The organism is Saccharophagus sp. K07, assembly GCF_014336955.1.
Taxonomy (GTDB): Bacteria; Pseudomonadota; Gammaproteobacteria; order Pseudomonadales; family Cellvibrionaceae; genus UBA5868.
Window position 1 is genome coordinate 59044 of record NZ_QRAI01000001.1, and the last position, 26547, is coordinate 85590.

Below are 26547 nucleotides of genomic sequence, written 5' to 3' on the forward strand. Positions count from 1 at the left end.
CGTGGGGACTATGACAATTTGGTCGAACACCCAAGGAAAACCCGGCTCAAACATTCACTGCTTGGTGAGTCTAGTTTGCTGTTTGAGGATCAGCAATTCACGGTGACGTTGTTTTTGCTGCTCGTTCATTTGACCGACTTCGATGCTGGCGAGCTCAAACAGTTCCCTTTCATGTGCAAGTAGCAAATGTTCCTGGCGGATGCGGCCTAAGGCGTCCTTCAGCTCCTGGCAAGCGTCGTAGCGGGTGCCGCGTTTTGCTTCATCCACCAGGTCGTGCATCACCAGGCTCATCAGTTGACGTTGGGCATCCAGGCCATAAGCTCCGCCCCAATATCCCAGAATGCTGTGGAAGCTGGCGTTCGGACGATCGCGCAAAAAAGTCAGCAAGGTTTTGAGCTGCTGCAATTCGGGATCATCACTTTCCGGCAGTTCGCAGTTAATGCTGTGATGATGAATCAGCTCGGGGTTTTGCAAGGCGATGGTCAGAGCTAGGCGAGCGGGCGATAGTTTGACGCGGCCTTTGGCATCTTTGGTTTGCGGCTGGCTGCTGATCATCGGCCGCACGGGTTCCGGCGCACGCGGTGGCGCGACGGGTGGGCGAGGTGGTTTTGGAGTTTCGGCAGCCGGTTGAGTTTGTGGTGCAGGCTCTGCCAGGCTGACCGGTTCGTGAATCAACTCCAGCAATACATCCAGGCTCAAACCCGTGCGCTGCGCCAATTGTGCAAACATCAATTCGCGAAACACGCCGGGAGGCAGGCGGCCGAGCAGGGGAGAGGCCAGCTTGCTCATGCGGGCGCGGCCTTCCATAGTGCGGGTATCGATATTTTCGGAAACGGCAGAAAAGAAGAATTCTTCCAGTGGCTGAGCAGCGTTCAATTGCTGGTTGAAGCGCTCGGGTCCAATTTGGCGCACCAGCGAATCCGGATCTTGGCCTTCGGGCAAAAACAAAAACTGAATTTTGCGACCGTCGTCCATTACGGGCAGGGCATTTTCCAGTGCTCGTTTGGCGGCTTTGCGCCCGGCGTTGTCGCCGTCAAAGCAGAAAATAATCGAGCTGGTATGGCGGAAGGCGAGTTTAAGGTGCTCTTCGCCGCAGGCTGTGCCCAGGGTGGCTACGGCGTTGCGAATGCCAAACTGGGCCAGGGCAATCACATCCATATAGCCTTCAACGATGATCAGGCTGTCCGGTCGTCGCTGATGTTGCAGGGCTTGGTATAGGCCGTAAAGCTCGCAGCCTTTGTGAAAAATCGGGGTTTCGGGCGAGTTGAGATATTTCGGTCCGGCACCGCGCTTTTTGCCTGCCTGGGATTGCGGTTCTTTATCGGATGCGAGAATGCGACCGCCGAAGCCGATGGTTCTGCCGCGCAAGTCCAGAATGGGAAACATGATGCGATGGCGGAAGCGGTCGTAGAGGCGACCTGTCTCTTCATTAATAATGGCCATGCCGCTTTCGGACAGAAGCTGGCGGTCCTCTTCATTCAGGCCGAGTTTGACCAACAGATTGTCCCAGCCAGGAGGTGCATAGCCGAGGCCGAATTCCTTGGCGATAACCCCGGTCAAGCCGCGGTTTTTCAGATAGGTAATGGCTTCCCGGCGCTGTGGATGTTCCATCAGCTGCTGTTCGTAATACTTCTGCGCGCGCGCCAATATGCTGTAGAGATTCTGCTGGGATTTTTGCGGCGCTTCGCGGGTTTCTTCGCGCGGGACGGCAAGGCCGACGCTACCCGCCAAGTTCTCAACTGCATCCACAAAGCCGAGGTTTTCGTACTCCATCAAGAAGCCAACGGCTGTGCCGGAGGCGCCGCAGCCAAAGCAGTAGTAGAACTGCTTGTCCGGGCTGACGGTAAAGGATGGCGTTTTTTCTTTGTGGAAGGGGCAGCAGGCGCTGTAATTTTTGCCGGTTTTGCGCAATTTCACGCGGCTGTCGATCACTTCGACTATGTCGATGCGATTCAGCAGGTCGTCAATGAAATGCTGGGGAATCCGGCTCATAGGTGAAATCTGAGTGCAAGGCGCAACAAGCTTAAGCCAAACTGCGTCAAAGTGCTCTTGCAAGTCTCACTAAAATTTTAGATAGCAAATAAAACAAAGCGCCGACACTTGCGTGCGGCGCTTTGATTCGAATAGACGAGAGATTACTGCAGCTGAGCTTTAACGATCTGGCTGACCAGACCCATATCGGCGCGACCCTGCACTTTGGGCTTAACAGCGGCCATCAATTTGCCCATATCGGCCATGCCGCTGACGCCAAGACCGGTGGCGGCCTCTTGAACCAGTGCGCGAATTTCTTCTTCGCTCAACTGTTGCGGGAGGTATTCCTGAATAACGCTGATCTCGAAAAGCTCTTGCTCGGCCAGTTCGGGGCGTCCATTGTCGTTGTACTGCTTGGCGGACTCGCGGCGCTGCTTGACCATTTTGTCGAGCACGGCCAGTACGCGGGCATCGTCCAGCTCAATACGCTCATCCACTTCAATGCGCTTGAATTCCGCAGTGATCAGGCGCAAGGTGCTCAGGCGCTCTTTGGCCTTGGCGCGCATGGCGTCTTTAACGGCTTCATTGATGGCTTGTTGGATGGCGCTACTCATGGATCGATGCACTCGAGATGAGCTACGCCGTTAAACAACTATCGGCGTAGACAGGCAGTGGAATGAAGCGGATCTGGCGTGCCAAAAGCATCAGCTGAGGGGATAGCCCCTCAGAGATCAATACATGCGCTGGAATTTACGGTTTTCGCGCAGCAATTTCTTAGCGTGACGCTTAACGGCAGCAGCAGCTTTACGCTTGCGAACAGAAGTGGGCTTTTCGTAGAACTCGCGACGACGAACTTCAGCCAGAACGCCAGCTTTCTCGCAAGAACGCTTAAAGCGACGCAGGGCAACATCAAATGGTTCGTTTTCTTTCAGTTTTACTGAAGGCATAAGTCTACTCTGTTGAATTTCTTTCAGTTGGTTTCAGCTCAACCCTCAAAAACGGGGAGGGCGCTTTTAGGGGCGAGAATTCTATACCCATCGTTTACGACTGACAAGGGTCAAGTTAGTTTAGCGGAGCTTGGGCTTGGTAGCCGAAGCGCCGGAGGAATTGTAGAAGATTGTTGGAAGCCCGATGGCCAGTGGGTAAGATGGCTGGGTTTTGCGCCAGCTGACGCGCATTTTCATTTGTATCTGCAGAACCAACGAGAGTCATTATGCGCGTTTTGGGCATAGAAACTTCATGCGATGAGACTGGGGTGGCGATCTACGACACCGATCAGGGCTTGCTCGCGCACCGCTTGTACAGTCAGGTCGCCCTGCATTCGGAATACGGTGGCGTGGTACCGGAACTCGCCTCGCGCGACCATGTGCGCAAATTGCTGCCTTTGATAGAAGAAGTCTTATCAGCAGCCAATACGTCACCCAAACAAATTGATGCCGTGGCCTATACCGCCGGTCCCGGATTGATCGGGGCGCTGTTGGTCGGCGCCTGTTTTGGCCGCAGTCTGGCTTACGGTTGGGGAGTGCCTGCCGTCGGCGTGCATCATATGGAAGGCCACCTATTGGCACCGCTGCTGGAACCCAATCCACCTTCATTTCCTTTTGTTGCCTTATTGGTGTCTGGTGGCCATACCCAACTTGTCGATGTTGCCGGTATTGGCCAGTACAAATTGTTGGGTGAGTCGGTCGATGATGCCGCGGGTGAAGCCTTCGACAAAGCGGCTAAGATGCTGGACCTGGATTATCCGGGTGGGCCATTAGTGGCGCGACTGGCGGAGAAGGGTACGCCAGGCCGTTTTGAGTTTCCCCGACCTATGACGGATCGCCCTGGCCTTGATTTTAGTTTCAGTGGTTTAAAGACCTTCACTCTGACGACTATCGCCGCCCATGCGGGCGCCGATGGCTTGCCTGATGACCAGACCTGTGCCGATATCGCCTGGGCCTTTCAGGAGGCGGTCGTCGATACTCTGGTCATTAAATGTCGCCGTGCCCTGGAGCAGACGGGCAAGCGCACTCTGGTTATTGCCGGAGGCGTATCAGCCAATCGCCGCTTGCGTGAAAAACTGACCGAGTCCTTGGCCAAAATTGGTGGTGAAGTGTTTTATGCGCGTCACGAATTTTGTACTGACAACGGCGCCATGATCGCATTTGCCGGCGCGCAGCGATTACTCGCTGGTCAAACGGCAGAGTTGGGGGTGAATGTATTTCCGCGTTGGAATATGGAAACCCTGCCGCCGCTGGCATTCTGATTTCGTTTTTGGAATTTTGCATGGATAAAGTGTTTATCAATAATCTTCGCGTCGACACCATCATCGGTATTTACGATTGGGAACGGCAGGTGCGGCAAACCGTGAGTTTTGACATCGAAATGGCTCACGATATTCGCAAAGCCGCAGAGACCGACGATATTCAATACGCGCTGAATTACAAAGCGGTGAGCAAACGCCTGATTACCTTGGTGGAAAACAGCCAGTATTTGTTAATTGAAACCCTCGCAGAAGAAGCCGCGCGCGTCATAATGACGGAATTTTCTGTGCCGTGGCTCCGCTTGACCTTGTATAAACCCGGCGCCGTGCGCGGAGCGGAAAATGTCGGCGTCATTATTGAGCGGGGGCGTTTGGCATGAAGGTATTCCTGGGACTAGGCAGTAATCGGAATGCGCCGTATCACATTTCTCAAGCGCTGCTCGCGCTGAGAAAGTGTTTTGGCGCTGTGAATATCTCGCCTGTTTATGAAAGCAAATCGGTCGGCTTTGTCGGCAATAATTTTTTGAATTTGGTAGTGCAGATCGAAACCGATTTGTCGGTCGGGGATTTATTGCAGGAATTACGCTGCATCGAAAATGACAACGGACGAGATCGCACAGCGCCGCGCTTTAGTGCACGCACCTTGGATATCGATATTCTGTTGTACGGCGATGCAGTGGGAGATATCGACGGCGTGAAATTGCCGCGCGAGGAAATTCTCGAAAACGCGTTTGTATTGCAGCCATTATTCGATCTGGCTCCCGATCTTGTCCATCCGCAGGAAAACAAAACCATAGCGGAGCTTTGGGAAAACTACGATAAAACTCGCCAGAGTTTGTGGCGGGTGGAGTTGGATTTATCTGCTGCAGCAGACGCCTAAAAATTCCTTTTTCTATTGCATCAATGAGCGCCCGCCGTCCACGGTGATAATTTCTCCGGTGATATAGGGCGCATCTTCAATTAAAAATCTTACCGTATCGGCAATGGTTTGCGCTCCGCCGAGGGCGCCGAGCGGAATTTGCTGCAATTTAAATTCCGATGCCATTTCTTTTCCATGTGCATCCTCTGGCCAAAGAATAGCGCCGGGCGCAACACCGTTGACGCGCACATCCGGTGAAAGCTCCAAAGCCAAACTTTTGGTGAGCATGGCATTGCCGGCCTTGGCAATGGAATAAATTGAATGGCCCGGCATAGGACGAACAGAAAAAATATCCGTGATATTGATAATGCAACCACGGGTTTGGCGCAGCGCTTCAATAACGGCCTGACTGAGAAAAAAGGGCGCTTTGAGATTGCTGTTGATCAGATTGTTCCATTGATCTTCGGACGCGCTTTCGACCGGGGTGGGAAAAAACGATGAGGCGTTATTGATCAATGCATCCAGCCTTCCCCAAGTCGAAGCGGCGTTAACTGCCAGAGATCGAATATCCGCGAGCAGATTTAAATCCGCTTGAATGACTCGTGCGCTGTTCGCGCGCAGAGAATTTAGCTCATCTGCCAGTTCATTCGCCTGTGCATAGGATTTATGGCAATGAATAACGACATTCCATCCTGTTTTATGCAGTGTGCGGCAAATGCACGCACCTATGCGTCGGCCAGCGCCGGTCACCAAGGCCACTTTATTTTGCGATGAGGTCATGATGGATTTCTCTGTTGCCACTCGGCCTGAAATTGCGTCACCGCCTGGATGCGATTTTTATGCAATGCCTCACCTAATTGTGCACCCGTTAAGCCCTGATCGAGCAGGTCGCGCACTTTGACTTGCACGCAGGCGTTAAATGCGCCGGAAAAATAGACCGCTTGCGGGTAGGGACGATCTTCAAATCCGGTTCGGCCACGCGCGTCGGCTTCACAGCACAGTAAAAATTCGGCGAATCTTTCTGGTCGGCGAAAAGCGTCGAGTTTTTCCAGGGTTTTTACCAAGGTCGACGGATTCAGTTCCAAGGCGCGATGGCAATGGGTATGAAATTCCGCAACCGCCAGTGCCAGATCGCGCATATGTTTGGGTACCGCCAAACGCTGGCAAAATTCGCGTACCAAAGGCAGACTTCTTTCCTCATGGCCGTGGTGGCGTGGCCATTCTTCTTTTGGGGTTGTCGCTTTGCCGAGGTCGTGCAGCAGTGTGGCAAGTCGCACTTGCACCTCCGAACTTAATCGACAGGCTTGCTGCAGGGCGAGCATGGTATGCACGCCGGTGTCGACTTCTGGATGATATTCCGGTCGCTGTGGCACGCCAAAAAGCGCGTCTATTTCCGGCATGATGCGCGCGAGCGCACCACATTCTTTCAATGTAAGAAAAAAAACTTCCGGATTTTTTTCTTCCAGCGCGCGGCTCATTTCTTTCCAAACGCGTTCGGCGACCAGATGATCCACTTCGCCGCTGTCGACCATTGCGCGCATCAAGTCGAGCGTTTCCGCTGCGATGGAAAAATTCAGGTGATGATAGCGCGCGGCAAAACGCGCAACGCGCAATATGCGCACCGGGTCTTCCGCAAATGCGGGTGACACATGACGTAGGATGCGTTTTTCGAGATCGCCTCTGCCATTAAATGGATCAATTAATTCGCCGTTGGAATTTTCCGCTATGGCATTGATGGTGAGATCGCGACGGATCAGGTCCTGTTCGAGAGTGACATCTTCGGCGGCATAAAATTGAAATCCGCTATAACCAGGAGCGGTTTTGCGCTCGGTGCGCGCCAGCGCATATTCCTCTTTGCTCTGCGGGTGCAGAAAGACCGGGAAGTCGCGGCCGACCGGCTGGTAGCCTTGAGCGATCATGGCCTCGGGTGTTGCGCCGACCACGACCCAGTCTTTTTCGACAACCGGTCGACCGAGCAGCTTGTCGCGCACCGCGCCGCCTACCAAAAAAATTTCCATAATTTGTGTTGACGCTTTTGAGATGTTTCGACACACTCTAGCCAACTTTCGGCTGTAAGATCAAATGATCTCAGTCGCATTTTTTCATGAGAACTCGCTTTTTATGTCATGCCTGCATTCCAGCATTCAACTACATTCTGCCGCCGCTCTGGCGAAGCATGTCGTGCGTGCGTGGCTGCGTGCTGTGCGTGCGATTGTGGCGCGTAGGCGGCCGAGTGAAGGCGGGGGATGATGAAATAAGACGACTCTAAACCCAAATTTTAAAGGCCGCAGCATCAAAATCTGCGGCCTTTTTTATGCGCCGTAGAAAAGCTGCTTTGAGGTTATCTACAGGGGCATTATTCATGAGAATCGCCAGCGCTTACGCTTTGGTCGTATTGATTTGGTCGACCACTCCTTTGGGAATTCACTGGAGCATCAGTTCTTTATCCTTTTCGTTTTCGATAATGGCGCGCATGGTGCTAGCGGCAATTTTGTGTTTTGCATTGCTGAAATTGCTGCGCAAACCATTTATTTCCGAGTCGCGCGATTGGCTGATTTATGCCGCAAGTTCATTCGGGCTTTTTCCCAATATGCTACTGATGTATTGGGCGGCGCAGTCGGTTCCCTCTGGATTAATGTCCATTATTTTGGGGATTTATCCCTTTTGTGTTGGTGTATTTTCCATTGTGGTGTTGCGGGAAAATCCTTTTTCCCCAGTCAGAATCCTTGCGTTATTGCTCGCCATTTTTGGCTTGTGGCTGGTGTATCGAGAGCAGGCGGCTGCCGGTGTCGATGCCCTTTGGGGAATTGCGGCAATCGTGCTCGCCTGCTTGATTTGGGGCTTGAGTTCAGTTTTCGTGAAAAAGCTCGCGGTCAATATGGAGCCTCTGCGCTTGGGAACCGGCAGCCTTGTTATTTCGGCACCTTTTTTCATCTTTGCATGGTGGCTGGCAGATGGCACCTTGCCGACCGCAATTGACCAGCGTTCGCTGATAGGTGTCATCTATCTCATTATTGCGGGTTCTTTGCTGGGGCACATACTCTGGTTTTATGTTTTGCGAGCCTGTTCGGTCGCCAGTGTTTCATTAATTACGCTGATCACACCGGTGATGGCGCTGAGCTGGGGCATGTTGGCTGGGGAGCAATTTTCCGCTCCGACTTTGGTGGGAGCTGGATTGATTCTTGCGGCGTTGGGCTTGTACCAGGGGCTGGTCAGTCGCGTCATGGAATGGCTTAAGCTTAGGATCCGAAGGACTTCGGCGAGAGTGGATGGTCACATCATCCGCGCCGAAGCCATCGACGCACGGCAAATTGAGCGATAAAGTTAGCGCGCTAACTAATTGGTGCGGCTCAATTTGGTGCAGATGCCAGTGTCACATGCCGATTCGCGTTTGCCAGTCGATGAAGCGACATCAGCGGCTGATCGCACCGCTCCGGATTTTTCATTAATAAAAGGCATTTTTGCGTGAGTGATGTGGCGCGACAGCAGGCATTACGCCTGACGAATACTTTGCTGGCCGCAGCGGGCGGTGTTGTGCTGACCTTGGCCCTGATACATGGCTTTTTCAATTCCTATGTCTGGCTTTCCGGATTGTCGTTGGCGGTGTTGCTGGCGTTTTTTTGGTTGGTCAATGCCGGTTTTATTTTCGTTGTTGCCAGCGGCATTAATCAGCGGTTTGACGATCCAGGTTTGAGCCTGCCGCAAATGTACTGGGCCACCACCTGCGTTATGGGGGCGCTGGCGATATCGACCAATTTGGACTTGGTGCTCTATCTGCTGGTGTTGATCACTGTAGTGTTTGGCGTTTTTCGTGCCAGCGAGCGCCAATTTAATGTGCTGTGTGCATATGTAATTGGCGGCATATTGTTGGCTCATGGCGTGCGCGCGCAACTCGGTTTTGCCGGGCCGTTTTCCTGGGATATTGGTTTGCAGTGGTTCACCTTCAGTTTTTGCGCGGTGACCTTGACACTGTTGTGCCGTGCGTTGGTGAAGCTGCGCAATCGCCTGCGCGATCAAAATCGAGAATTAAAAGAAGCTCTGCAGGCAAAAAGTTATTTTCTCGCCAACATGAGTCACGAGATTCGCACGCCTATGAACGGTGTGCTCGGTATGTTGGATATAGCGTTAAATACCGATCTCGCCGATGACACCCGCCGCTATCTCACGGTCGCTCATTCGAGCGCAAATGCGCTGGTCACCATCATCAACGACATTCTCGATTTTTCCAAAATGGAAGCGGGGAAATTGCGAATTGAACCTGTGGTATTTGATCTGGAACAGATGGTCAATGAAGTTATTGCCGCATTTGCCGCTACCGCGAAGGAAAAACAGCTCGAACTGATTTTGGATATGGCGCCAGCCACGCCGTCGTTTATCAAAGCCGATCCGGTTCGTCTGCGCCAGATCCTCAATAATCTTGTGGCCAATGCGCTCAAATTTACTGATCGAGGCGAAATAGTTGTAGCGGTGCAGCCAAATGAGTCCCTGACGGAGCTGCACTGGTCGGTCAAGGATTCCGGTATAGGTATCGCCAAAGAAAGACAGGAAGATCTGTTTGCCAGTTTTACCCAGGCGGACGCTTCGACAACGCGCCTGTACGGTGGCACGGGGTTGGGACTCGCCATCTGCAAACAGTTGTGTCAGTTGATGGGTGGACACATCGGCGTTGAAAGTGAGCCTGGAGCGGGAAGTCGGTTTTTCTTTTCACTTCCACTGGAAGTGGCGGAATCGCCTACAGCTGAGGTGGCGCCACAAAGCGCCTATCGACTTGCGGGCAAGCAGGTGTTGGTGGTGGACGACAATGCCACTAATCGATTGGTACTGCGCAAACAGCTTGAACACCAAGGTGTTGTGGTAGCCGAGGCCGATAGCGCTGCGCGAGCGCTGGCGTGGCTCAAGCGCCATCCTTCTGTGGATATGGCTTTGGTGGACCTGCAGATGCCCAAAGTGGATGGTTTGATGCTGATTGAAAAAATCCGCGCGCAGGAAGAAAACCCAAATCTGGTGCTGGTGTTATTGAGTTCGGATCTGCATGAGTTGGATCCTGCATTAATGCAGTCGTTGGGAATCAGTGCTTGGTTGAACAAACCCGTGGCGCCGCAGCGTCTGTTTCGCACCTTGAGCGAAGTTCTGGAGGTGGGCCAATTGGGTAGCAAACCAGTACAACCTGAGTCCGTCAGTCGCCCTGATAATCAAAACGTCCGGGTGGAGCATGCGGATGTTCGTTTGTTGCTGGTGGAAGACAATCGCACCAATCAGGAGGTCGCGGAAATTGCCCTGGAAACGCTCGGCTACCGCGCCGACATAGCGAGTAACGGCTTGGAAGCTGTCGGATTGATTGCGCGCGCATGGGAGCAGAATCGGGCGTACCACTTGGTGCTGATGGATTGCCAGATGCCGGTCATGGATGGCTATGAAGCGACCCGACAAATTCGCCAGCGAGAATCCCAATACAATCTGCCGCCGGTCACGATTATCGCCATGACGGCCAACGCCATGGCGGGCGATCGTGAAAAGTGTCTGGCCGCAGGTATGAACGGTTACCTCAGCAAGCCCATTCAGCTGGAAGTTTTGCAGCGCAAACTCAACCAATGGTTGTTGCCGGGTTATGAGCCGAATTGGATTGAGGAAAAGCCGGAGCCCATTTCCGCCTCTGTGGTGTGGGACCCGTCGGCGTTATATCGATTAGTCCGACAGAAAGAGGAGCGGATGGTAGGACTGCTGCAATCTTTTCTATCTGGCTTGGATGCCGTGGAGCGGGAGATTGTCCAAGCCATAGCGCGAAAGGATTGGGGCTTTGCCGCGCGTCAGATTCACAGTCTGAAAGGATCCTCGGCGAATTTGGGGGCGCGGGCGCTGCCGGCGTTTCTGGCCGAGCTGGAGCAGAAACTGAGCACACCGGAAAGTGAGCAGATCCAGGAAGAAGTCGAAGAGCTGCAAGCACAGATCATTCGCCTGCGCGGCGCTATGCAATCTTACCTGGATGTCAGCTACCTCCCGTCCGTTTGAATGTGGCGTAAGCTTCCAGTGCCTCGCGTCGGGCAGTGTCATGGTCAACCAGTGGATGCGGGTAGGAATAACCCAAAGTGATGCCCGCCTCAATCAATACGGATTCCGGCGCTGCCCAAGGTTTATGAATAAAAGCCGCGGGCAGTTTGGCAAGTTCCGGTACCCAGGCGCGAACATAATCGCCTGCGGGGTCGAATTTCTGCCCCTGCAGAATGGGATTAAAAATCCGAAAATAGGGCGCCGCGTCCGCGCCACAACCTGCCACCCATTGCCAGCCAGCGGAATTATTCGCCAGATCCGCATCCACCAAAGTCTCCCAAAACCAGCGCGCACCTTCGCGCCAATGAATTCCCAAATGTTTGACCAGAAATGATGCGACGATCATGCGCACACGATTGTGCATCCAACCGGTCTTCCACAACTGGCGCATACCAGCGTCAATAATCGGATAACCCGTAAGTCCCTTCTGCCACGCCGCCAAAAAACGCGGCTGTTTTTTCCAAGGAAAATTTGCAAAAGCAGGTTTAAAGGGCTTATCTGTAATATGCGGCCAGTGGTGCAATAAATAAAAACTGAATTCCCGCCACATTAATTGCCGTAAAAAAGGCTCCGCAGTCGTGCGAAATCGACTGAGTTCATGCCAGACCTTGCGCGGACTGATTTCGCCGAAATGCAGATGCGGTGACAATCTCGAAGTGCCATCCTGCGCAGGGAAATCGCGTCCAGTTGAATAATGTGCGAGTTTGTCGTCGACTAAATCCTGTAAAGCCAGCTGCGCGCCGGTTTCACCGGGTAGCCAGGGAGAAAATCCTTTTGCCCAGTTGGGTTTGGTTGGCAGAAGGTGCCAGTCGCTCAGATTTTTGCTCTGTAAAGATCGTTTATACCAGCTAGGTTTAGTTGGTGGAGGATTGGCCGGGATATGCAGATGCTTCAAGCAGTGTTTATAAAAGGGCGTAAATACCTGAAAGGGTTTGCCCTGTTGATTCAGTATCGAATCCGGTTCCTGTAATAGTCTGCCACTGTAGCGTTTGCAGTGGATTCCTTCTGCGTCAAACGCGTGAAAAATTTCCTGTTGTTTTGTTGCTAGCCAAGGTTCGTAAGCGCGGCTGAAATAAATCGCGGTAGAACCGGTTTGTTTGGCGAGTTCATGCAATATGTCAGCTGTTTTTCCATGCCGCAAAAGCAATTTTCCACCTTGCGCGGCAATGGTTTGTTGTAATGCTTTTAAGCTGTGGTGCAACCACCATTGACTGGCACTGCCGAAAAACCAGGGGTCATCGTGGTCAAGAATAAAAAGGGGAATGACTTGTTTGTGTTGCTGCAGTGCTGCTGCGAGACCTGGATTGTCCTGCAAGCGAAGGTCGAGCGTGAACCAAAAAATTGCGGTGGTCATAAAACGAGGTGTGTCATCTCAAAAACTTGAGCATGACACACTGTTTTCACGCGTTCTGTGGGATAAGCCTTAATGGTCTTCTTTTTTAGGTAACGGGCAGTGGAAGCTTTCAACAACTTCGTTATCGCGCACGGAATGTAAATGCACATCAAAGCCCCACAAGCGGTGGATGTGCTTGAGAACTTCCTGTGCAGATTCTTCATCCAGCGGTTGGCGATTGAACTGCTGGTGATGCAGCGTAATGGAGCGATCACCGCGCACATCCACTTCATAAATTTGAATATTGGGTTCGCGGTTGCCCAAGTTGTATTGGGCGGACAAGGCCTCTCTAACGGCTCTATAACCCTCGTCATCGTGAATAGCCGTTACGTCGATGGTGGGGTTTTTATCATCGTCGAGGATGCAGAACAGTTTCAAATCGCGCATGACCTTAGGAGAAAGGAATTGCAAAATGAAACTTTCATCCTTGAAATTGCGCATGGCGAAATCCAACGTCTCCACCCAATTACTGCCGGCAAATTCAGGAAACCAACGCTTGTCTTCCTCGGTTGGATTTTCACAAATGCGTTTTAAATCCGTATAAATGCTGAAGCCGAGAGTGTAGGGGTTAATGCCGTTGTAATAAGGGCTGTCGTAAGAGGGCTGATAAATTACGCTGGTGTGCGATTGCATAAATTCCAGCATAAAACCATCGGTAACCAAACCGCGATCATACAGCGTGTTGATCAAATGGTAATGCCAGAACGTCGCCCAGCCTTCGTTCATTACCTGGGTTTGCCGTTGCGGATAAAAATACTGGGCAATTTTGCGCACTATGCGCACGATCTCGCGCTGCCAGGGTTCGAGCAGGGGCGCTTTTTTCTCGATAAAATACAGCAGGTTTTCCTGAGGTTCTTCAGGAAAGCGCACTTTTTTCTTTTGCTTTTTATCGTGATCGTCGTTAGGAATGGTGCGCCACAAATCGTTGATTTGCCGTTGCAAATATTCCTCGCGCTCTTTCTGGCGCAGCTGTTCTTCCTGGGTTGAAATAGGGTAGGGGCGTTTATAGCGGTCGACACCGTAATTCATGATGGCGTGACAGGAATCGAGAATCGCTTCCACCGCTTCCACACCATATTTTTCCTCGCACTCTGAAATGTACTGTTTAGCGAACACGAGATAATCAATGATGGACGATGCATCCGTCCAGGTGCGGAATAAATAATTGCCTTTAAAAAAGGAATTGTGCCCATAGCACGCGTGGGCAATTACCAAGGCCTGCATCATCATGGTGTTTTCTTCCATGAGATACGCAATACAGGGATTGGAGTTGATTACAATTTCGTAGGCCAATCCCATCTGGCCGCGATTGTAGGATTGCTGCACGTTGAGAAATTGTTTGCCGTACGACCAGTGGTTGTAGCCAATGGGCATGCCCACGGATGCGTAGGCATCCATCATCTGCTCGGAGCTGATGATTTCGATCTGGTTGGGATAGGTATCCAGGCCAAATTCTCGGGCGATTTCGCCGATCGCTTGATCGTAGGCCTGGACCAACTCGAAACTCCACTCTGAGGAGGTCGAAATCGGATTTTGTGCTCGTGCCATTTAAGCCACCTTTTTTTGGAACAGCTGGCGGAAAACCGGGAAAATATCGCTCGCGCTGACAAGTTGCCGCATGGCAAAGGTTTGAGGGAAATCTTCGAGCACTTTCTCATAAGCCGTCCAGAGCGCTTGATGTTCTCTGGCGGTAATCTCGATATAGGAAAAATACTGCAATTTGGGCATCAAGCGTTCTGACAAAACCTTGTAGCAAATCGTGGAGTCATCGTTCCAGTTATCGCCGTCCGACGCCTGGGCCGCGTAAATATTCCATTGTTCCGGAGGATAGCGCTCGCTGATGATTTCATCGGTCAATTTAAGCGCGCTGGAAACTATGGTGCCGCCGGTTTCACGACTGTAGAAAAATTCCTGCTCATCCACCTCTTTAGCGCTGGTGTGATGGCGAATAAAGACGACTTCCGTATACTCGTAATTGCGTTGCAAAAATAAATAGAGCAGCAGGAAAAAGCGTTTTGCGATGTCTTTGGTCGCCTGATCCATCGAACCGGACACGTCCATGATGCAGAACATCACTGCGCGTGAACGCGGTACAGGGTGTTTGACGTGCAGGTTGTATTTGAGATCGAAATCATCCAGCCAGGGCACACGCTGAATTTTTTTGCGCAGTTCGGCGATTTGCGTCTGAATTTCGCTCAAGCGCAGCAAATCATCCGGATGGGAAGCATTTAAGAGTTTCGCTTCTTCCTCTTCCAATTCTTTCAGCTTGCGACGTTTGCCGCCGGTCAATGCGATACGACGTGCATTGGCGGCGCGCAGTGAGCGGACAATATTGATTTTGCCTGGGGTGCCTTCGTTGGCAATGCCGGCGCGATGCAATTTGTATTCGGTATTGCCGGCGAGGTGGCGCTTTACCAAATTGGGCAGCGCCAGATCTTCAAACATGAAATTGAGAAATTCTTCCTGGGTGATATTAAAAACGAAGTCATCCATGCCTTCGCCCGAATTACCAGCGCCTTTGCCATTACCGCTGCCGCCGCCACCTTCGGGCCGTTTGATCTGATCGCCAGTGACAAACTCCTTGTTGCCAGGAAGAACACGTACTTTTTTCCCGCCTTGCCCATGATGAAAAATGGGTTCCCCAATATCTTTGGCGGGTATGCTGATTTTTTCTCCATTGTGGATATCGGTAATGGAGCGTTTATCGATTGCTTCAGACACCGCTTTTTTGATGTGCTGGCGATAGCGCTCCAAAAACCGTTGCCGATTTACAGTGCTTTTGTTTTTTGAATTCAATCTGCGATCGACAATATAGGTCACTCGTGACACCTCATTAGGTCATTGCGATTTACGGACTCTCAAATACCATTCAGACAGCAATCGCACCTGTTTCTCGGTGTAGCCGCGTTGTACCATGCGAGCCACGAAGTCTTCGTGTTTCTTCTGATCTTCTTTCGTCGATTTGGTGTTGAAGGAAATAACCGGCAGCAGCTCTTCCGTGTTGGAGAACATTTTCTTCTCGATGACGGTGCGCAACTTCTCGTAACTGCTCCACAAGGGGTTTTTGCCGTTGTTGTTGGCGCGTGCACGCAAGACAAAGTTGACGATTTCGTTGCGGAAATCTTTTGGATTGCTGATGCCCGCCGGCTTCTCGATTTTTTCCAACTCTTCGTTCAAGGCTCCGCGGTCGAGAATTTCGCCCGTTTCCGGGTCGCGGTATTCCTGATCCTGTATCCAGAAGTCCGCGTAGGTCACATAGCGATCGAAAATGTTCTGACCGTATTCGGCGTAGGATTCCAGATAGGCCGTTTGAATCTCTTTGCCGATGAAGGAGACATAACGCGGCGCGAGGAATTCTTTGATAAAGGCCAGATAACGTGTCGCAACTTCCTCCGGGAATTGCTCCTGTTCGATCTGCTGTTCGAGAACGTACAGCAGATGCACGGGGTTGGCGGCAATTTCCGTTGGATCGAAGTTGAATACCTTGGACAGAATTTTGAAGGCAAAGCGTGTCGACAAACCGGTCATGCCCTCGTCGACGCCCGCACTGTCTTTGTATTCCTGCAGCGATTTGGCTTTGGGATCTGTGTCTTTCAGATTTTCGCCGTCATAGACGCGCATTTTGGAAAACAAATTGGAGTTTTCCGGCACTTTCAAGCGTGACAACACGGAGAACTGCGCCAGCAATTTCAGCGTATCCGGAGCGCAAGGGGCTTCAGACAGCGAGCTGTGTTGCAACAGTTTCTCGTAGATTTTGATCTCTTCCGACACGCGCAAGCAGTAAGGGACTTTGACGATGTAAACGCGGTCGATAAAGGCTTCGTTGTTTTTGTTGTTTTTGAAGGCTTGCCACTCGGATTCGTTCGAGTGCGCGAGAATAATGCCTTCAAACGGAATCGCCCCGAGGCCTTCAGTGCCGTTGAAGTTGCCTTCCTGGGTTGCCGTCAAAAGCGGGTGGAGCACTTTGATTGGCGCTTTGAACATTTCCACGAATTCCATGATGCCTTGGTTGGCGCGGCACAAACCGCCGGAGAAGCTATAGGCATCGGGATCGTTTTGGGGGAAGTCTTCCAGTTTACGAATGTCGACTTTGCCGACGAGAGAGGAAATATCTTGGTTGTTTTCGTCGCCCGGTTCGGTTTTGGAAATGGCGATTTGATTCAGGATCGAAGGATAAACCTTGATGACTTTAAATTGACTGATATCGCCACCGTATTCATGCAGACGTTTTACCGCCCAAGGTGACATGATGGTTTTGACATATCGTCTTGGAATACCGTAATCCTCTTCCAAGATGGCGCCGTCTTCTTCGGGGTCAAAAAGTCCGAGGGGTGATTCAAAAACGGGCGATCCTTTGATGCAGTAGATTGGTTGTTTTTCCATCAGGCTTTTGAGTTTTTCTGCAAGCGAGGATTTACCGCCGCCGACAGGACCCAATAAGTAGAGAATTTGTTTTTTCTCCTCCAAGCCTTGTGCAGCGTGGCGGAAGAAGGAAACGATTTGTTCGATGGATTCTTCCATCCCGTAAAAATCTTCGAACGCTTTGTAACGTTTGATGATCTTGTTGGAAAAAATTCGGCTAAGGCGCGAATCGCGGGATGTATCGACGAGTTCGGGTTCCCCTATCGCGAGCAACATGCGTTCTGCTGCGGTGGCATATACGGAGGGGTCTGATTTACATAAATCCAGATATTCCTGGATGGTCAGCTCTTCCTGTTGGGTCGCAGCAAATCGGTTGCGATAGTGGTTGAAGATCGTCATAAATGGTCCTCCTCAAACGGCGTGATTCATAACCCGCGGGGGTGCCGAGGTTTTGAATGTAAGTATGTGGCGACGGACATGTTCCCGCGTTTCAATCCCCTTGGATAAGCATAGACCTTATGGATTCGCGGCGTTCGGCAATTTGGAAAAAAATTTGCCTCGTTTCGACAAAAAAATGAATTACTGGGTTCCAGATAAAGTGATGTTTCGTCGAAGTGCCATGAACTTGGCGACACATTACTGATGATCCTTCTTTAGGTATTTAACCCGATATTTCTGTCGTCCGCCAAGAAAAAAACGAACTCTTTTTCCTGACAACAAAAGAGCGTTTTGGCTGTCAAACGCACTTCTCTCCCAAAGTAATTCAAGATCCAAGCCAAACTTTAATTAATTTCATAGCAGACATTTTCGTTTGACGACAAAAGCCGCTTTTCCTGCATCTCCAAGTTTAAAATTACTTGTTATTAAAACCAGGTCGCGTTAGATGCAAATAATTTGTTATGCCTGAAATTCGACAGCGTCTGATGGGGAAAATCGCGCGGGATCGGCTTCTTTTGTTATGCAATGGGGGCGCAGAAAGCGCTAAAAGAGAGTGGGCCAAAGTTGAAGTTCATTGCCCCAATTTGGTGCGCTTTCGGGTTCGATGAATTGAACAAGATGCCCGATTTTGGACAGCTGGTGCCTGTTTCGCCACAGGCACCGCAAGACCTAACGTAAATTAGGCGCTGCGTTGGACTATATAGGCAGAGAGGTCGCGCAGAATGCCGGCTTTTGAACCGAAACCAGCCAGGGCGTCTATTGCCTCCTCGTGCAATTGTTGTGCTTTCCTTTTGGCTTCATCGAGACCGAGCAGGCTTACGTAGGTAGGTTTGTTGCGTTCCTGGTCCGCGCCAGTGCGTTTACCCAGGGAAGCGGTGTCGGAAGTAACATCCAAAATATCGTCTTGTACTTGGAACGACAGACCGACGGCTTTGGCGAATGTTCGCAAGGCGCGCAGGGTTTTTCTCTCTTCAATGCCTGAGGCCACCGCGCCCATGATGACCGCAGCTTCGATAAGCGCCCCGGTTTTATGTACATGCATCTGTTCGAGCAGGTCCATGCTGGGAGACGTATCAACTGCGCCTAGATCAATCGCCTGGCCAACCACCATGCCGGTGGCGCCGGAGGCACGGCCCAGTTCGCGAGCTACGGCAACCACTTGAGAGGCTGGTGCGTCAACGTTGAGCAAGGTTTCGAAGGCGAGGCACTGTAGGGCATCACCAGCCAAGATAGCGGTGGCTTCATCGAAAGCGATATGACAGGTCGGTTCCCCGCGACGCAGATCGTCATCGTCCATAGCGGGAAGGTCATCGTGGATAAGACTGTAAGCGTGCATACATTCCACGGCGCAGGCGCAGGCGTCCACCAACGCTGCCTGCATGTCGCCATTAACCGCCTCCGCGCTGGCGTAAACAAGGATTGGACGCACGCGTTTTCCGGCGCCCAATAAACTGTAGGACATAGCATCAAGCAGCCTCTCCCCACCGGGGATGCGCGCTGGCAAAGCTCGTTCTAATAATTGGTTGACCCGGCGACTGTAGGTGGTGATGAACTGTTTCAGCTCAGGCGTCATAGGTGTCATCTTCTGTATCAACGAACGGTTTGGTTTCGATTCCCTCGTCTGATTTCAAGAGAACTTCCACCTTCTGTTCTGCTTCTTGAAGGGCTTGTTGGCACTCGCGCGTCAGCCGGACGCCTTTTTCAAACGCCTTGAGTGATTCTTCCAGCGGCATATTGCCGGCTTCCATCGCAGTAACCACTTGCTCCAATTCGCCTAAGGCCCGCTCAAAGTCGAACGCTTTCTTTTTGGCTGCCATAGATTGCTCCGCCGGTGTCGAGTTGAGGCGCAACACTACCGGACGGCTTGGAGGTGGTCAATTGAAGCAATGCCCGTAGTTTCGACGCTGGCTGGAAAATCCCCGGCTAGACTTAGTTCGTCAAAAGATTTTCAGAGTTGGCCAATCCGGCCTAACGAAAGTGCGAGGTATATGGTGGATTTAGCAACCCTGGTGGGGGTGGTGGGCTCCCTTGCCCTGATCGTGGTCGCCATGTTGATGAGCGGCGAACTCGGTATGTTTGTCGACGGCCCGTCGGTGGTGATTGTCATCGGCGGATCAATGTTTGCGGTAATGGCCAAATTCGGGTTGGGGCAGTTTCTGAGCGCGGGCAAAGTGGCCGCCAAAAGTTTCGTGGTAAAAAACCCAGACCCCGAAGACCTGATCAGCGAACTGGTGGCTCTGGCAGATGAAGCCAGAAAAGGTGGTCTGCTTTCCCTCGAAGACAAAGAAGTGAGCAATGCCTTTATTAAAAGAGGCATTCAGCTACTCGTGGACGGTCATGACTCTGATGTAGTGAAGACCATGCTCACCAAGGACCGGAACCAGACCATCGAGCGCCACGCTCGCGGAGCTTCGCTGTTCTCCGCCATGGCGGAGGTGGCTCCGGCGATGGGGATGATCGGAACCCTGATTGGTCTTGTTGCCATGTTAGCCAATATGGATGACCCCAAAGCCATTGGGCCTGCTATGGCGGTGGCCTTACTGACGACCTTGTACGGAGCCTTGATCGCCAACTGCATCGCCGGGCCCATCGCCGACAAACTTAAGTTGCGGGCGGCGGAAGAAGCCCTGGTGAAAAGCCTTGTCATTGACGCGCTCCTGGCAATCCAGAGCGGTCAAAACCCACGCATTATTGATTCGACATTGCGCAACTATCTGCCCGAAGGAAAGCGTGATGTGATCGGGACATAGAGGTTGAGTCATGGTCGACGACGATGAAGATTCCGGCTGTAAATGTCCCCCCGGCGCACCGGCCTGGTTAGCGACCTTCGCTGACCTTATGTCCCTGTTGATGTGTTTTTTCGTTCTCTTGCTGTCATTTTCTGAGATGGACGCCATGAAATTCCGGCGCCTAGCAGGTTCCATGTCGCAGGCCTTTGGCGTCCAAGCGGAATTTAATGTGGAAGATATTCCCAAAGGAACGAGCATCATTGCGCAAGAATTCAGCCCCGGACGGCCGGAGCCGACCCCCATCAACGAAATCTGGCAGAGCACGAAGAATGTCCATGAAATGTCGCTGGACGTGCAGTGTGATAGAGAGTTTGATATCGAGCAGGGAGAAGAAGGCCTGGATGCTGGAGCGAAGTTACGCGTAAAACAGCGACTTGAAGAGCTTGTTAAGGAAACCGAAAAGGATGCCTACGACTTGGCGGCGGCTTTAAAAGAGCAAATCGAAGACGGCTCTGTCGAGGTCGAAACGCAGGGGCGCAAAATCATTATTCGAATCCGGGAGAAGGGTTCGTTTAATTCCGGTTCGGCAGATTTGGCACCTGCCTATCGCGATGTGATGGAAGAGATACGGTCTGTGATAGCGCTCAAGCCGGGGCGCGTCATAGTGCAAGGACATTCGGATAATGTACCGATTAACACGATACGCTTTCGCTCCAACTGGGACTTATCTGCCGCTCGAGCTGTGTCAGTAGCCCATGAATTGATGAAGGGTGGTGTAGTGTCTCCCAGCCGTTTTGAAGTGTCTGGCAAGGCGGATACGCAGCCATTGGTACCGAATACCTCAGCGGAAAACCGCGCGCGTAATCGCCGTGTGGAGATCGTGATCGAGCAGGGATTGGCAGAAGAATTGAGCGCTGAAGACAAGGCACTTCTACAGACGCAAGACGGGCAGGACATCCTGCGCGAACTCGATATAGCGCCGAAGTATCTGTTTGAGCTCAACCCCCACGAAATCTTCTAGAAGCCAAGCCTCTTGTCGGCCACTGCAGGCGGTGTTTTGTAGTCAATGTCTGACAAAACCTGATGCTGGTGTCGACTGGGCGTTGTTGCATAAATCACTAAAATGAGCACTCGTAAGGACGCATTGGGACTTTGCCACGGAAGAGGGATTAGGCATAGCCGCAGGGCTGGGGCGAATCCTGTGAGAGTTCGCCGTGATGGTAAAACTATCGTCACGGTGTTTTTCGGGACGCTCGAATGGGAAAGGAAAGCAAGGAATTGCGAACGGACTCAGAATGGAAGCGCGCCGCAGGATGTGTCTTTATAAGGATGTTCATGGACGGTTCGGAAAAGTCATGGATGTACTGCACCACAGGATGAGGTGAGTTGTAACAAATGGACTTTTACAGGGATGAACAAGTAAAGGAAATCGCTCGAGGACGAGCCAGGGAAAGGGACTGAAAGACTGTTATAGAAGGACATTGAACTTGGAATTTTAGTCAGGATGACTGAGTTACGGACTGGGAGCTGTCAGGGAGGGAGGACAGAGAAACCATATCCGAAAGGCGGACCAGGTAGTGGTCCGCCTTTTTTCGTTCCGTTATTCATTTCTATTTTGCTCTGCATCATTTCTGCTAAATCCTTTATTTCATTAAAATTTTTGCAGTAGTTATAAAGTGCATTAACAAACTTTTCTGTTGTGATGGCCTTTTCTTAATTCCAAAAATTATGGATTGCGCCTTGACTCTTCAAAGGTTCCGGGTACTATTAAAATTAAGTCCCTGCTAATCCGTAATAGAGGAGATTCGTCTTCAACATTGCAAGCAGACAGTTGGCGATGATGCGCCAAAATAAAACCGCGAGGTCGATGCATTCAATACCGACCCACTGGACTCGTCACCCCTATAAATTTATCGACCACCGACTTCTAAAACCCCGCTTGGCTTGCCAATGCGGGGTTTTTCGTTATGGGGGACGTGTTGAGCCTAGTGTTGTTCGGTATAACCGTAAATTTTCGAGCGTTTAATCAGCCCGGATTTATCCGGAAAGATTTAATGCGCTGTTAAACAGGAGAGATTTATGGAAGCTCGAATTTTGCGTCTGAATTTGGCGGGCCAGCCTATTGAGTGGTTGAGCTGGAGAGAGGGCGTGTGTTTATACGCTCGCGATCTGGTTTCGTGGACTCTCGGTGGTGTTGTGCGGCAAGTTCGCGGAGGAAAATCGAAAATTACAGGCACCAATACCGTCATACGTCTGCCTGCAATTATGGCGTGTGGTGGTGAACGCCTCACGCCAGTTCGAATAAATCCTCCGCTCAATAATCTTGCGCTCTTTCATCGGGATAATTTTCAATGTCTTTATTGTGGCGATTATTTCGATTCGGAAAATTTATCCCGCGATCATGTGCACCCAACAAGTCGCGGTGGCGAAGATAAATGGGAAAATGTGGTGGCCGCATGTCGCCGTTGCAATCAGCGCAAAGGGAATTATTTATTGTCGGAAATCAACATGAGTTTGATTGCCCTGCCATATCGGCCAAATCCGTACGAATATCTCGCCTTGATCAATAGTCATAGAATTCGCGGCGACCAGATGGAATATCTGCGGCCGCAGTTTCATCACTACAATGGCCCTGTGAGAAAACATCCCGCCGCCTGAGATCACCCCCACAGGTTTTCCTCTCCAATTTGACTGTTTTGGTAACTGTGCGATCATTAGCGCCCTGTTTTTACCATGAGTCGGTCAACCATTATGAGAAAAGTCGAAGTTGCGCTGAAAATCCGCGCAAATCTCGGCGAGTGTCCTCGCTGGGATGAAAAAGAGAAGTGTCTTTATTGGGTGGACATCAACGCATACCAGTTGCACCGCTTCGATCCAGCTTCAGGGCGTGATGAATTTCTGCAATTCGATGAGGAAATCGGCTGTTTCAGCTTGCGCGAGAAAGGTGGATTTTTACTGGCCATGCGCACCGGTTTTTACACAACGGATGGATGGAATACCGAACGGACATTTATTACAGACCCTGAAGTGGGTATGGATAAAAACCGTTTCAACGACGGTCGCGCCGATGTTAAAGGTCGCATGTTCGCTGGCAGCGTCTATCCTCCGAAAGACTATGGCGGCGCGAGCATTTATTCACTGACGCCGGAAGGTGATGTGAAAAAATGGATTGGCGACCTGCTGACCGCGAATGGGATTGCCTTCAGTCCCGACAACAAAACCTTCTATTACGCCGATACCCCCAGCCATGCCATTCAGCGTTGTGATTACGATCCGCAGACTGGGACAGTGACAAATTGCCGGGTATTTCACCAATTCCCCCTGGGTAATGGGAGACCGGACGGCGCTTCCGTGGATAGCGAAGGTTGTTATTGGACAGCCTTGTATGAAGGCGGAAGGGTAGTGCGCTTGAGTCCTGCGGGAGAAATCCTGGAAGAAATCCCGGTTCCTGCCAAATGTCCCACCATGGTGGCCTTTGGTGATGAGGATTTGCAAACCCTGTATATCACCAGCGTCGGCAGCCGATCTGAAGAAGAGTTAAAGCAGTATCCGGATTCCGGCTCGGTGTTTCGCGTGAGAGTTGATGTGCCGGGATTGGTGGAAAATCGCTTTGCCGGTTGATATTTGAGGCATAAAAAAAGCGCTGCCCAGGCAGCGCTTTTTTGTTTTGGGGCTCAATCAGTCGTCGCCGCCGAACGCGCCAAACAAATGCAGCAAGCTGGTGAAGAGATTGTAGATGGTAACGTACAGCGTGACGGTCGCCATAATGTAGTTGGTTTCCCCGCCGTGGATGATTTCGCTGGTTTGATACAGGATCAAGCCGCTCATCAGCAACACGAACATCGCAGACACAGCCAGGGAAAGTGCAGGCATCTCAAAGAAGATCGCACCGAGGCCAGCCAGAAACGCCACCAGAATTCCGATGAACAGGAAGTTGCCGAGGAAGCTGAAGTTCTTTTTGGTGGTCAGGGCATAGCCAGACAGACCCAAGAAGGTGATAGCGGTGCCGCCGAGGGCGTTCATCACGATCTGGCTGCCATTAGCCAGGGACAGATAAGCGTTGATGATGGGGCCCAAGGTCAAGCCCATAAAGCCGGTCAGGGCAAAGATGCTCAGAATGCCCCAAGCGCTGTTGCGTAGGTATTGGGTCAAGAACAGCAAGCCGAAATAGCCAACCAGCGTAATGAGAATGCCCGGATGGGGCAGGTTGAAGACCATGCTGATGCCGGCTGTGAAGGCACTGAACAGCAGCGTCATCGCCAGCAGGGCGTAGGTGTTGCGCAACACCTTATTAACCTCGAGGGCGTGCTCGTGGCCATAGGTAATGGCGGTTGGTTTGGTATCAAGCATATAACCTCCGTTTGGTCGTGCTGATGATCAAGTAAAAGTTTGGCGACTATTAGACATTAATCCTAGCGCAACTGCTCAGATAACTCGCTAAACGGCCAGAATAAACATTTTCCAGAGTCGCATTGGATCAGAACTCTACGCGAGTTGATCGATAAAAGAAATTCGAATGTTTTTGACGTTTCCTTCGGAAAATCCGAAAATCCCTGGCTATGACGCCTCTCAATTACAACCATCTCTACTATTTTTATCGCGTGGCCGTGGACGGCGGTGTCACGGCGGCCAGCCGTAACCTGCACATTACTCCGCAAACCATCAGCGGGCAAATCACCGCGCTGGAACAGCAGATCGGCTATCCATTGTTCGAACGACAGGGTAAAACCTTGGTTCTGACCCCGCGCGGTCGCATGGTTTTGAGTTACGCGGAGGATATTTTTCATCTCGGGGACGAACTAAAAACCCTGTTGAAACAACCGGAAGTGGTGGAGCGGCTCTCCATCACCGTGGGTATAGTGGATGTAATCCCCAAAGCCTTGGCTTACACCCTGATCAAACCCGTGACATCCCTGGATCAGCCAGTTCACTTGGTCTGCCGCGAAGGCAGTTTGGAGCATTTGCTGGGCGAGCTGGCGGTCAACAAGGTGGATTTGGTGCTGTCGGAGCGGCCTATGCCACCGGGAGCCCGATTGCGGGCCTACAACCATCTGGTGGCGGAGACGGATATAGCGTTATTTGGCAGAGAAGATCTCATCGAGCCCTATCGGCAGAATTTCCCCGGCAGTTTGATCAGCGCGCCCTTATTGATGCCGAGCTCGCAGACCATGCTGAGCCAATTGCTGGTGAGCTGGTTTGACCAGCACGACTTGAATCCGCTGGTGGTTGGTGAGTTTGACGACAGTGCTCTGGCGTATGCGTTTTGTCATGAGGGGTTGGGAATGGTGGCGGCTCCGGCGTTGATCGCCGAAGACCTGCGCGAGCAATTCCATATTCATCCGCTCGGTGTTATGGAAGGCGTGCGCGCGCAGTTTTATGTGATTTCCCAGCAGAAGAAAATCAAACACCCGGGCATTGTGGCCATGCTCAACCAACAAAAATCCCATTCTTAGTTATTTATATTCCACCAACCGGTGCTCGCCACCGCGGCGGCTGGTGAGGTAGGCGCGGATCACCCCCAAGGCCTGTGGTACTTTTCCCAACATCACAAACACGCTGTAACGGAAGGTGGCCAATTCGCCGTATTCCGCTTTGATACGCGGCAGGGCGAGGGTCATTTTTGCGGCTTGGGAGGTGATCAATAAAACCAGCAGGAGTAGTGGTATCAAAGATGCGGTCACCAACACCGCAAGCAAAAATGCGCAATAAATTCCCGCCCACAACAAAATGCTACGCACATCGCGATAGTTAAATCGTTCAGCATTCTTTTGGCCGTGCTTGAGGTAGTTGAGCAGAAAAGCGTGACCACTGCGCTCGGTGCGTTTCCACCATTGGCCTATTCGGCTTATGGCTGCGTCGTGACGGGTCATATTGGCGTCGATGCGCAGAATTCGGTAACCCTGCTCACGAATGCGGAAGCACAGCTCCGGTTCTTCGCCAGCGATAAAACTGTCGTCGAATCCGCCGACCTGTTGAAAAACTTTTACGCGATAAAGTGCATCACCGCCGCAGGCCTTCGCTTCGCCCACTGGGGTATTCCACTCTATATCGCACATCTGGTTGTATATGGAGCTCTCTGGAAAGCGCTCGCGCCGGCGACCACAGACCGCAGCAATTCGCTCGTCACTTTGGGCAATTTGCAGGGCCTTTTCCAGCCAGTCGGGCTCTACCTCGCAATCGCCGTCGACAAACATCACCCATTCCAGGTCGGGATGTTGTTCCAGCAGCGCACGAAATCCTGTATTGCGCGCACGCGCCGCAGTAAACGGCCGGCTCAAATCCAATTCCACGCAAATAGCGCCTATGGAACGGGCGAAATTGACGCTGTTATCCGAGGAGCCGGAGTCCACGTACACCAGGGGCAAGTTGGTTAAGGATTTCAGGCAAGTCACCAAACGGTCGCCTTCATTGCGCCCGATGGCGACGGCGCCAATCCGGGGCGAATTCGAAATGGTGGAAGATTCGAAAGAGGGCACAGCCTTGACCTCATGGTACGTCTGGA

Annotated in this window: 23 protein-coding genes; 10 read left to right on the forward strand and 13 right to left on the reverse strand. The window is 51.7% G+C overall.

What is annotated here, in order from left to right; translation table 11 throughout:
* Positions 1 to 54: 54 nt before the first annotated feature.
* The 3 genes from dnaG to rpsU all read right to left on the reverse strand — a co-directional run bounded on the left by dnaG (position 55) and on the right by rpsU (position 2918).
* On the reverse strand, positions 55 to 1992 hold the full coding sequence (gene dnaG, locus DWB84_RS00285) for a DNA primase (RefSeq protein ID WP_187407770.1): 1938 nt from the start codon (positions 1990 to 1992) through the stop codon (positions 55 to 57).
* A gap of 143 nt (positions 1993 to 2135) precedes the next feature.
* Positions 2136 to 2585, reverse strand: a complete 450-nt coding sequence (locus DWB84_RS00290; protein WP_187407771.1) for a GatB/YqeY domain-containing protein — start codon at positions 2583 to 2585, stop codon at positions 2136 to 2138.
* A 117-nt stretch (positions 2586 to 2702) separates the two neighbouring features.
* Entirely contained in the window at positions 2703 to 2918 is a 216-nt protein-coding gene (gene rpsU, locus DWB84_RS00295; protein WP_187407772.1) for a 30S ribosomal protein S21, read from the reverse strand.
* A gap of 266 nt (positions 2919 to 3184) precedes the next feature.
* Between rpsU and tsaD the strand changes: the two genes are divergently transcribed.
* Genes tsaD through folK form a run of 3 tightly spaced genes read left to right on the forward strand, consistent with a single transcriptional unit; the run spans position 3185 to position 5096 of the window.
* Entirely contained in the window at positions 3185 to 4219 is a 1035-nt protein-coding gene (gene tsaD / locus DWB84_RS00300; RefSeq protein ID WP_187407773.1) for a tRNA (adenosine(37)-N6)-threonylcarbamoyltransferase complex transferase subunit TsaD, read from the forward strand.
* A gap of 20 nt (positions 4220 to 4239) precedes the next feature.
* On the forward strand, positions 4240 to 4596 hold the full coding sequence (gene folB, locus DWB84_RS00305; protein ID WP_187407774.1) for a dihydroneopterin aldolase: 357 nt from the start codon (positions 4240 to 4242) through the stop codon (positions 4594 to 4596).
* Positions 4593 to 5096 carry a 2-amino-4-hydroxy-6-hydroxymethyldihydropteridine diphosphokinase gene (folK, locus tag DWB84_RS00310; protein WP_187407775.1) on the forward strand — a complete coding sequence of 168 codons (504 nt, stop codon included), beginning with the start codon at positions 4593 to 4595 and terminating at the stop codon, positions 5094 to 5096. Before folB ends, folK begins: the two co-directional genes overlap by 4 nt.
* Positions 5097 to 5108: 12 nt before the next feature.
* Here folK and DWB84_RS00315 read toward each other — a convergent pair whose 3' ends face one another.
* Positions 5109 to 5855 (reverse strand): pteridine reductase, encoded by a 747-nt coding sequence (locus tag DWB84_RS00315; protein ID WP_187407776.1) that lies wholly within the window; start codon positions 5853 to 5855, stop codon positions 5109 to 5111.
* On the reverse strand, positions 5852 to 7093 hold the full coding sequence (locus DWB84_RS00320) for a multifunctional CCA addition/repair protein (RefSeq protein ID WP_187407777.1): 1242 nt from the start codon (positions 7091 to 7093) through the stop codon (positions 5852 to 5854). Before DWB84_RS00320 ends, DWB84_RS00315 begins: the two co-directional genes overlap by 4 nt.
* A gap of 344 nt (positions 7094 to 7437) precedes the next feature.
* On the opposite strand from DWB84_RS00320, the gene DWB84_RS00325 reads away from it, so the two are divergent.
* Together DWB84_RS00325 and DWB84_RS00330 are read left to right on the forward strand one after the other, a co-directional pair.
* The gene (locus DWB84_RS00325) at positions 7438 to 8397 is read left to right on the forward strand and encodes a DMT family transporter (protein WP_187407778.1); all 960 of its coding nucleotides are present in this window, start codon (positions 7438 to 7440) and stop codon (positions 8395 to 8397) included.
* A gap of 143 nt (positions 8398 to 8540) precedes the next feature.
* The gene (locus tag DWB84_RS00330) at positions 8541 to 11084 is read left to right on the forward strand and encodes a response regulator (RefSeq protein ID WP_187407779.1); all 2544 of its coding nucleotides are present in this window, start codon (positions 8541 to 8543) and stop codon (positions 11082 to 11084) included.
* On the opposite strand, the gene DWB84_RS00335 is transcribed toward DWB84_RS00330, so the two are convergent.
* The 6 genes from DWB84_RS00335 to DWB84_RS00360 all read right to left on the reverse strand — a co-directional run bounded on the left by DWB84_RS00335 (position 11062) and on the right by DWB84_RS00360 (position 19133).
* The gene (locus DWB84_RS00335; RefSeq protein ID WP_187407780.1) at positions 11062 to 12477 is read right to left on the reverse strand and encodes a deoxyribodipyrimidine photo-lyase; all 1416 of its coding nucleotides are present in this window, start codon (positions 12475 to 12477) and stop codon (positions 11062 to 11064) included. The two genes, DWB84_RS00330 and DWB84_RS00335, sit on opposite strands and share 23 nt — an antisense overlap.
* A gap of 69 nt (positions 12478 to 12546) precedes the next feature.
* The gene (locus tag DWB84_RS00340; RefSeq protein WP_187407781.1) at positions 12547 to 14064 is read right to left on the reverse strand and encodes a SpoVR family protein; all 1518 of its coding nucleotides are present in this window, start codon (positions 14062 to 14064) and stop codon (positions 12547 to 12549) included.
* Entirely contained in the window at positions 14065 to 15336 is a 1272-nt protein-coding gene (locus DWB84_RS00345; protein WP_187407782.1) for a YeaH/YhbH family protein, read from the reverse strand.
* An 18-nt stretch (positions 15337 to 15354) separates the two neighbouring features.
* On the reverse strand, positions 15355 to 17277 hold the full coding sequence (locus DWB84_RS00350) for a PrkA family serine protein kinase (RefSeq protein ID WP_187407783.1): 1923 nt from the start codon (positions 17275 to 17277) through the stop codon (positions 15355 to 15357).
* Positions 17278 to 17995: 718 nt separating this feature from the next.
* Entirely contained in the window at positions 17996 to 18889 is an 894-nt protein-coding gene (locus tag DWB84_RS00355) for a polyprenyl synthetase family protein (RefSeq protein WP_187407784.1), read from the reverse strand.
* Positions 18879 to 19133 carry an exodeoxyribonuclease VII small subunit gene (locus tag DWB84_RS00360; RefSeq protein WP_187407785.1) on the reverse strand — a complete coding sequence of 85 codons (255 nt, stop codon included), beginning with the start codon at positions 19131 to 19133 and terminating at the stop codon, positions 18879 to 18881. Before DWB84_RS00360 ends, DWB84_RS00355 begins: the two co-directional genes overlap by 11 nt.
* 174 nt (positions 19134 to 19307) lie before the next feature.
* Here DWB84_RS00360 and pomA point away from each other — a divergent pair, with 174 nt between their 5' ends.
* The 4 genes from pomA to DWB84_RS00380 all read left to right on the forward strand — a co-directional run bounded on the left by pomA (position 19308) and on the right by DWB84_RS00380 (position 23666).
* Positions 19308 to 20066 carry a flagellar motor protein PomA gene (gene pomA / locus DWB84_RS00365; protein ID WP_187408886.1) on the forward strand — a complete coding sequence of 253 codons (759 nt, stop codon included), beginning with the start codon at positions 19308 to 19310 and terminating at the stop codon, positions 20064 to 20066.
* A gap of 10 nt (positions 20067 to 20076) precedes the next feature.
* Positions 20077 to 21066 carry a flagellar motor protein MotB gene (locus DWB84_RS00370; protein WP_187407786.1) on the forward strand — a complete coding sequence of 330 codons (990 nt, stop codon included), beginning with the start codon at positions 20077 to 20079 and terminating at the stop codon, positions 21064 to 21066.
* A 1058-nt stretch (positions 21067 to 22124) separates the two neighbouring features.
* Positions 22125 to 22703, forward strand: coding sequence for an HNH endonuclease (locus DWB84_RS00375; RefSeq protein WP_187407787.1), 579 nt, complete (start codon positions 22125 to 22127; stop codon positions 22701 to 22703).
* A gap of 93 nt (positions 22704 to 22796) precedes the next feature.
* The gene (locus tag DWB84_RS00380; RefSeq protein ID WP_187407788.1) at positions 22797 to 23666 is read left to right on the forward strand and encodes an SMP-30/gluconolactonase/LRE family protein; all 870 of its coding nucleotides are present in this window, start codon (positions 22797 to 22799) and stop codon (positions 23664 to 23666) included.
* A gap of 57 nt (positions 23667 to 23723) precedes the next feature.
* Here DWB84_RS00380 and DWB84_RS00385 read toward each other — a convergent pair whose 3' ends face one another.
* Positions 23724 to 24395, reverse strand: coding sequence for a Bax inhibitor-1/YccA family protein (locus tag DWB84_RS00385; RefSeq protein ID WP_187407789.1), 672 nt, complete (start codon positions 24393 to 24395; stop codon positions 23724 to 23726).
* A gap of 209 nt (positions 24396 to 24604) precedes the next feature.
* Here DWB84_RS00385 and DWB84_RS00390 point away from each other — a divergent pair, with 209 nt between their 5' ends.
* Positions 24605 to 25498, forward strand: a complete 894-nt coding sequence (locus DWB84_RS00390; RefSeq protein ID WP_187407790.1) for a LysR family transcriptional regulator — start codon at positions 24605 to 24607, stop codon at positions 25496 to 25498.
* Here the strand turns inward: DWB84_RS00390 and DWB84_RS00395 are convergent, their stop codons facing one another.
* The gene (locus tag DWB84_RS00395; RefSeq protein ID WP_370589628.1) at positions 25499 to 26521 is read right to left on the reverse strand and encodes a glycosyltransferase family 2 protein; all 1023 of its coding nucleotides are present in this window, start codon (positions 26519 to 26521) and stop codon (positions 25499 to 25501) included.
* Positions 26522 to 26547: the final 26 nt, after the last annotated feature.

Coding starts and splice junctions, on each gene's coding strand:
- DWB84_RS00355 (WP_187407784.1), bottom strand. CDS start 18,889: ATGACGCCTGAGCTGAAACAGTTCATCACCACCTACAGTCGCCGGGTC.
- folB (WP_187407774.1), top strand. CDS start 4,240: ATGGATAAAGTGTTTATCAATAATCTTCGCGTCGACACCATCATCGGT.
- DWB84_RS00315 (WP_187407776.1), bottom strand. CDS start 5,855: ATGACCTCATCGCAAAATAAAGTGGCCTTGGTGACCGGCGCTGGCCGA.
- DWB84_RS00335 (WP_187407780.1), bottom strand. CDS start 12,477: ATGACCACCGCAATTTTTTGGTTCACGCTCGACCTTCGCTTGCAGGAC.
- DWB84_RS00385 (WP_187407789.1), bottom strand. CDS start 24,395: ATGCTTGATACCAAACCAACCGCCATTACCTATGGCCACGAGCACGCC.
- DWB84_RS00360 (WP_187407785.1), bottom strand. CDS start 19,133: ATGGCAGCCAAAAAGAAAGCGTTCGACTTTGAGCGGGCCTTAGGCGAA.
- DWB84_RS00375 (WP_187407787.1), top strand. CDS start 22,125: ATGGAAGCTCGAATTTTGCGTCTGAATTTGGCGGGCCAGCCTATTGAG.
- DWB84_RS00320 (WP_187407777.1), bottom strand. CDS start 7,093: ATGGAAATTTTTTTGGTAGGCGGCGCGGTGCGCGACAAGCTGCTCGGT.
- DWB84_RS00380 (WP_187407788.1), top strand. CDS start 22,797: ATGAGAAAAGTCGAAGTTGCGCTGAAAATCCGCGCAAATCTCGGCGAG.
- DWB84_RS00290 (WP_187407771.1), bottom strand. CDS start 2,585: ATGAGTAGCGCCATCCAACAAGCCATCAATGAAGCCGTTAAAGACGCC.
- rpsU (WP_187407772.1), bottom strand. CDS start 2,918: ATGCCTTCAGTAAAACTGAAAGAAAACGAACCATTTGATGTTGCCCTG.
- folK (WP_187407775.1), top strand. CDS start 4,593: ATGAAGGTATTCCTGGGACTAGGCAGTAATCGGAATGCGCCGTATCAC.
- DWB84_RS00370 (WP_187407786.1), top strand. CDS start 20,077: ATGGTCGACGACGATGAAGATTCCGGCTGTAAATGTCCCCCCGGCGCA.
- DWB84_RS00325 (WP_187407778.1), top strand. CDS start 7,438: ATGAGAATCGCCAGCGCTTACGCTTTGGTCGTATTGATTTGGTCGACC.
- DWB84_RS00350 (WP_187407783.1), bottom strand. CDS start 17,277: ATGACGATCTTCAACCACTATCGCAACCGATTTGCTGCGACCCAACAG.
- DWB84_RS00390 (WP_187407790.1), top strand. CDS start 24,605: ATGACGCCTCTCAATTACAACCATCTCTACTATTTTTATCGCGTGGCC.
- dnaG (WP_187407770.1), bottom strand. CDS start 1,992: ATGAGCCGGATTCCCCAGCATTTCATTGACGACCTGCTGAATCGCATC.
- tsaD (WP_187407773.1), top strand. CDS start 3,185: ATGCGCGTTTTGGGCATAGAAACTTCATGCGATGAGACTGGGGTGGCG.
- DWB84_RS00340 (WP_187407781.1), bottom strand. CDS start 14,064: ATGGCACGAGCACAAAATCCGATTTCGACCTCCTCAGAGTGGAGTTTC.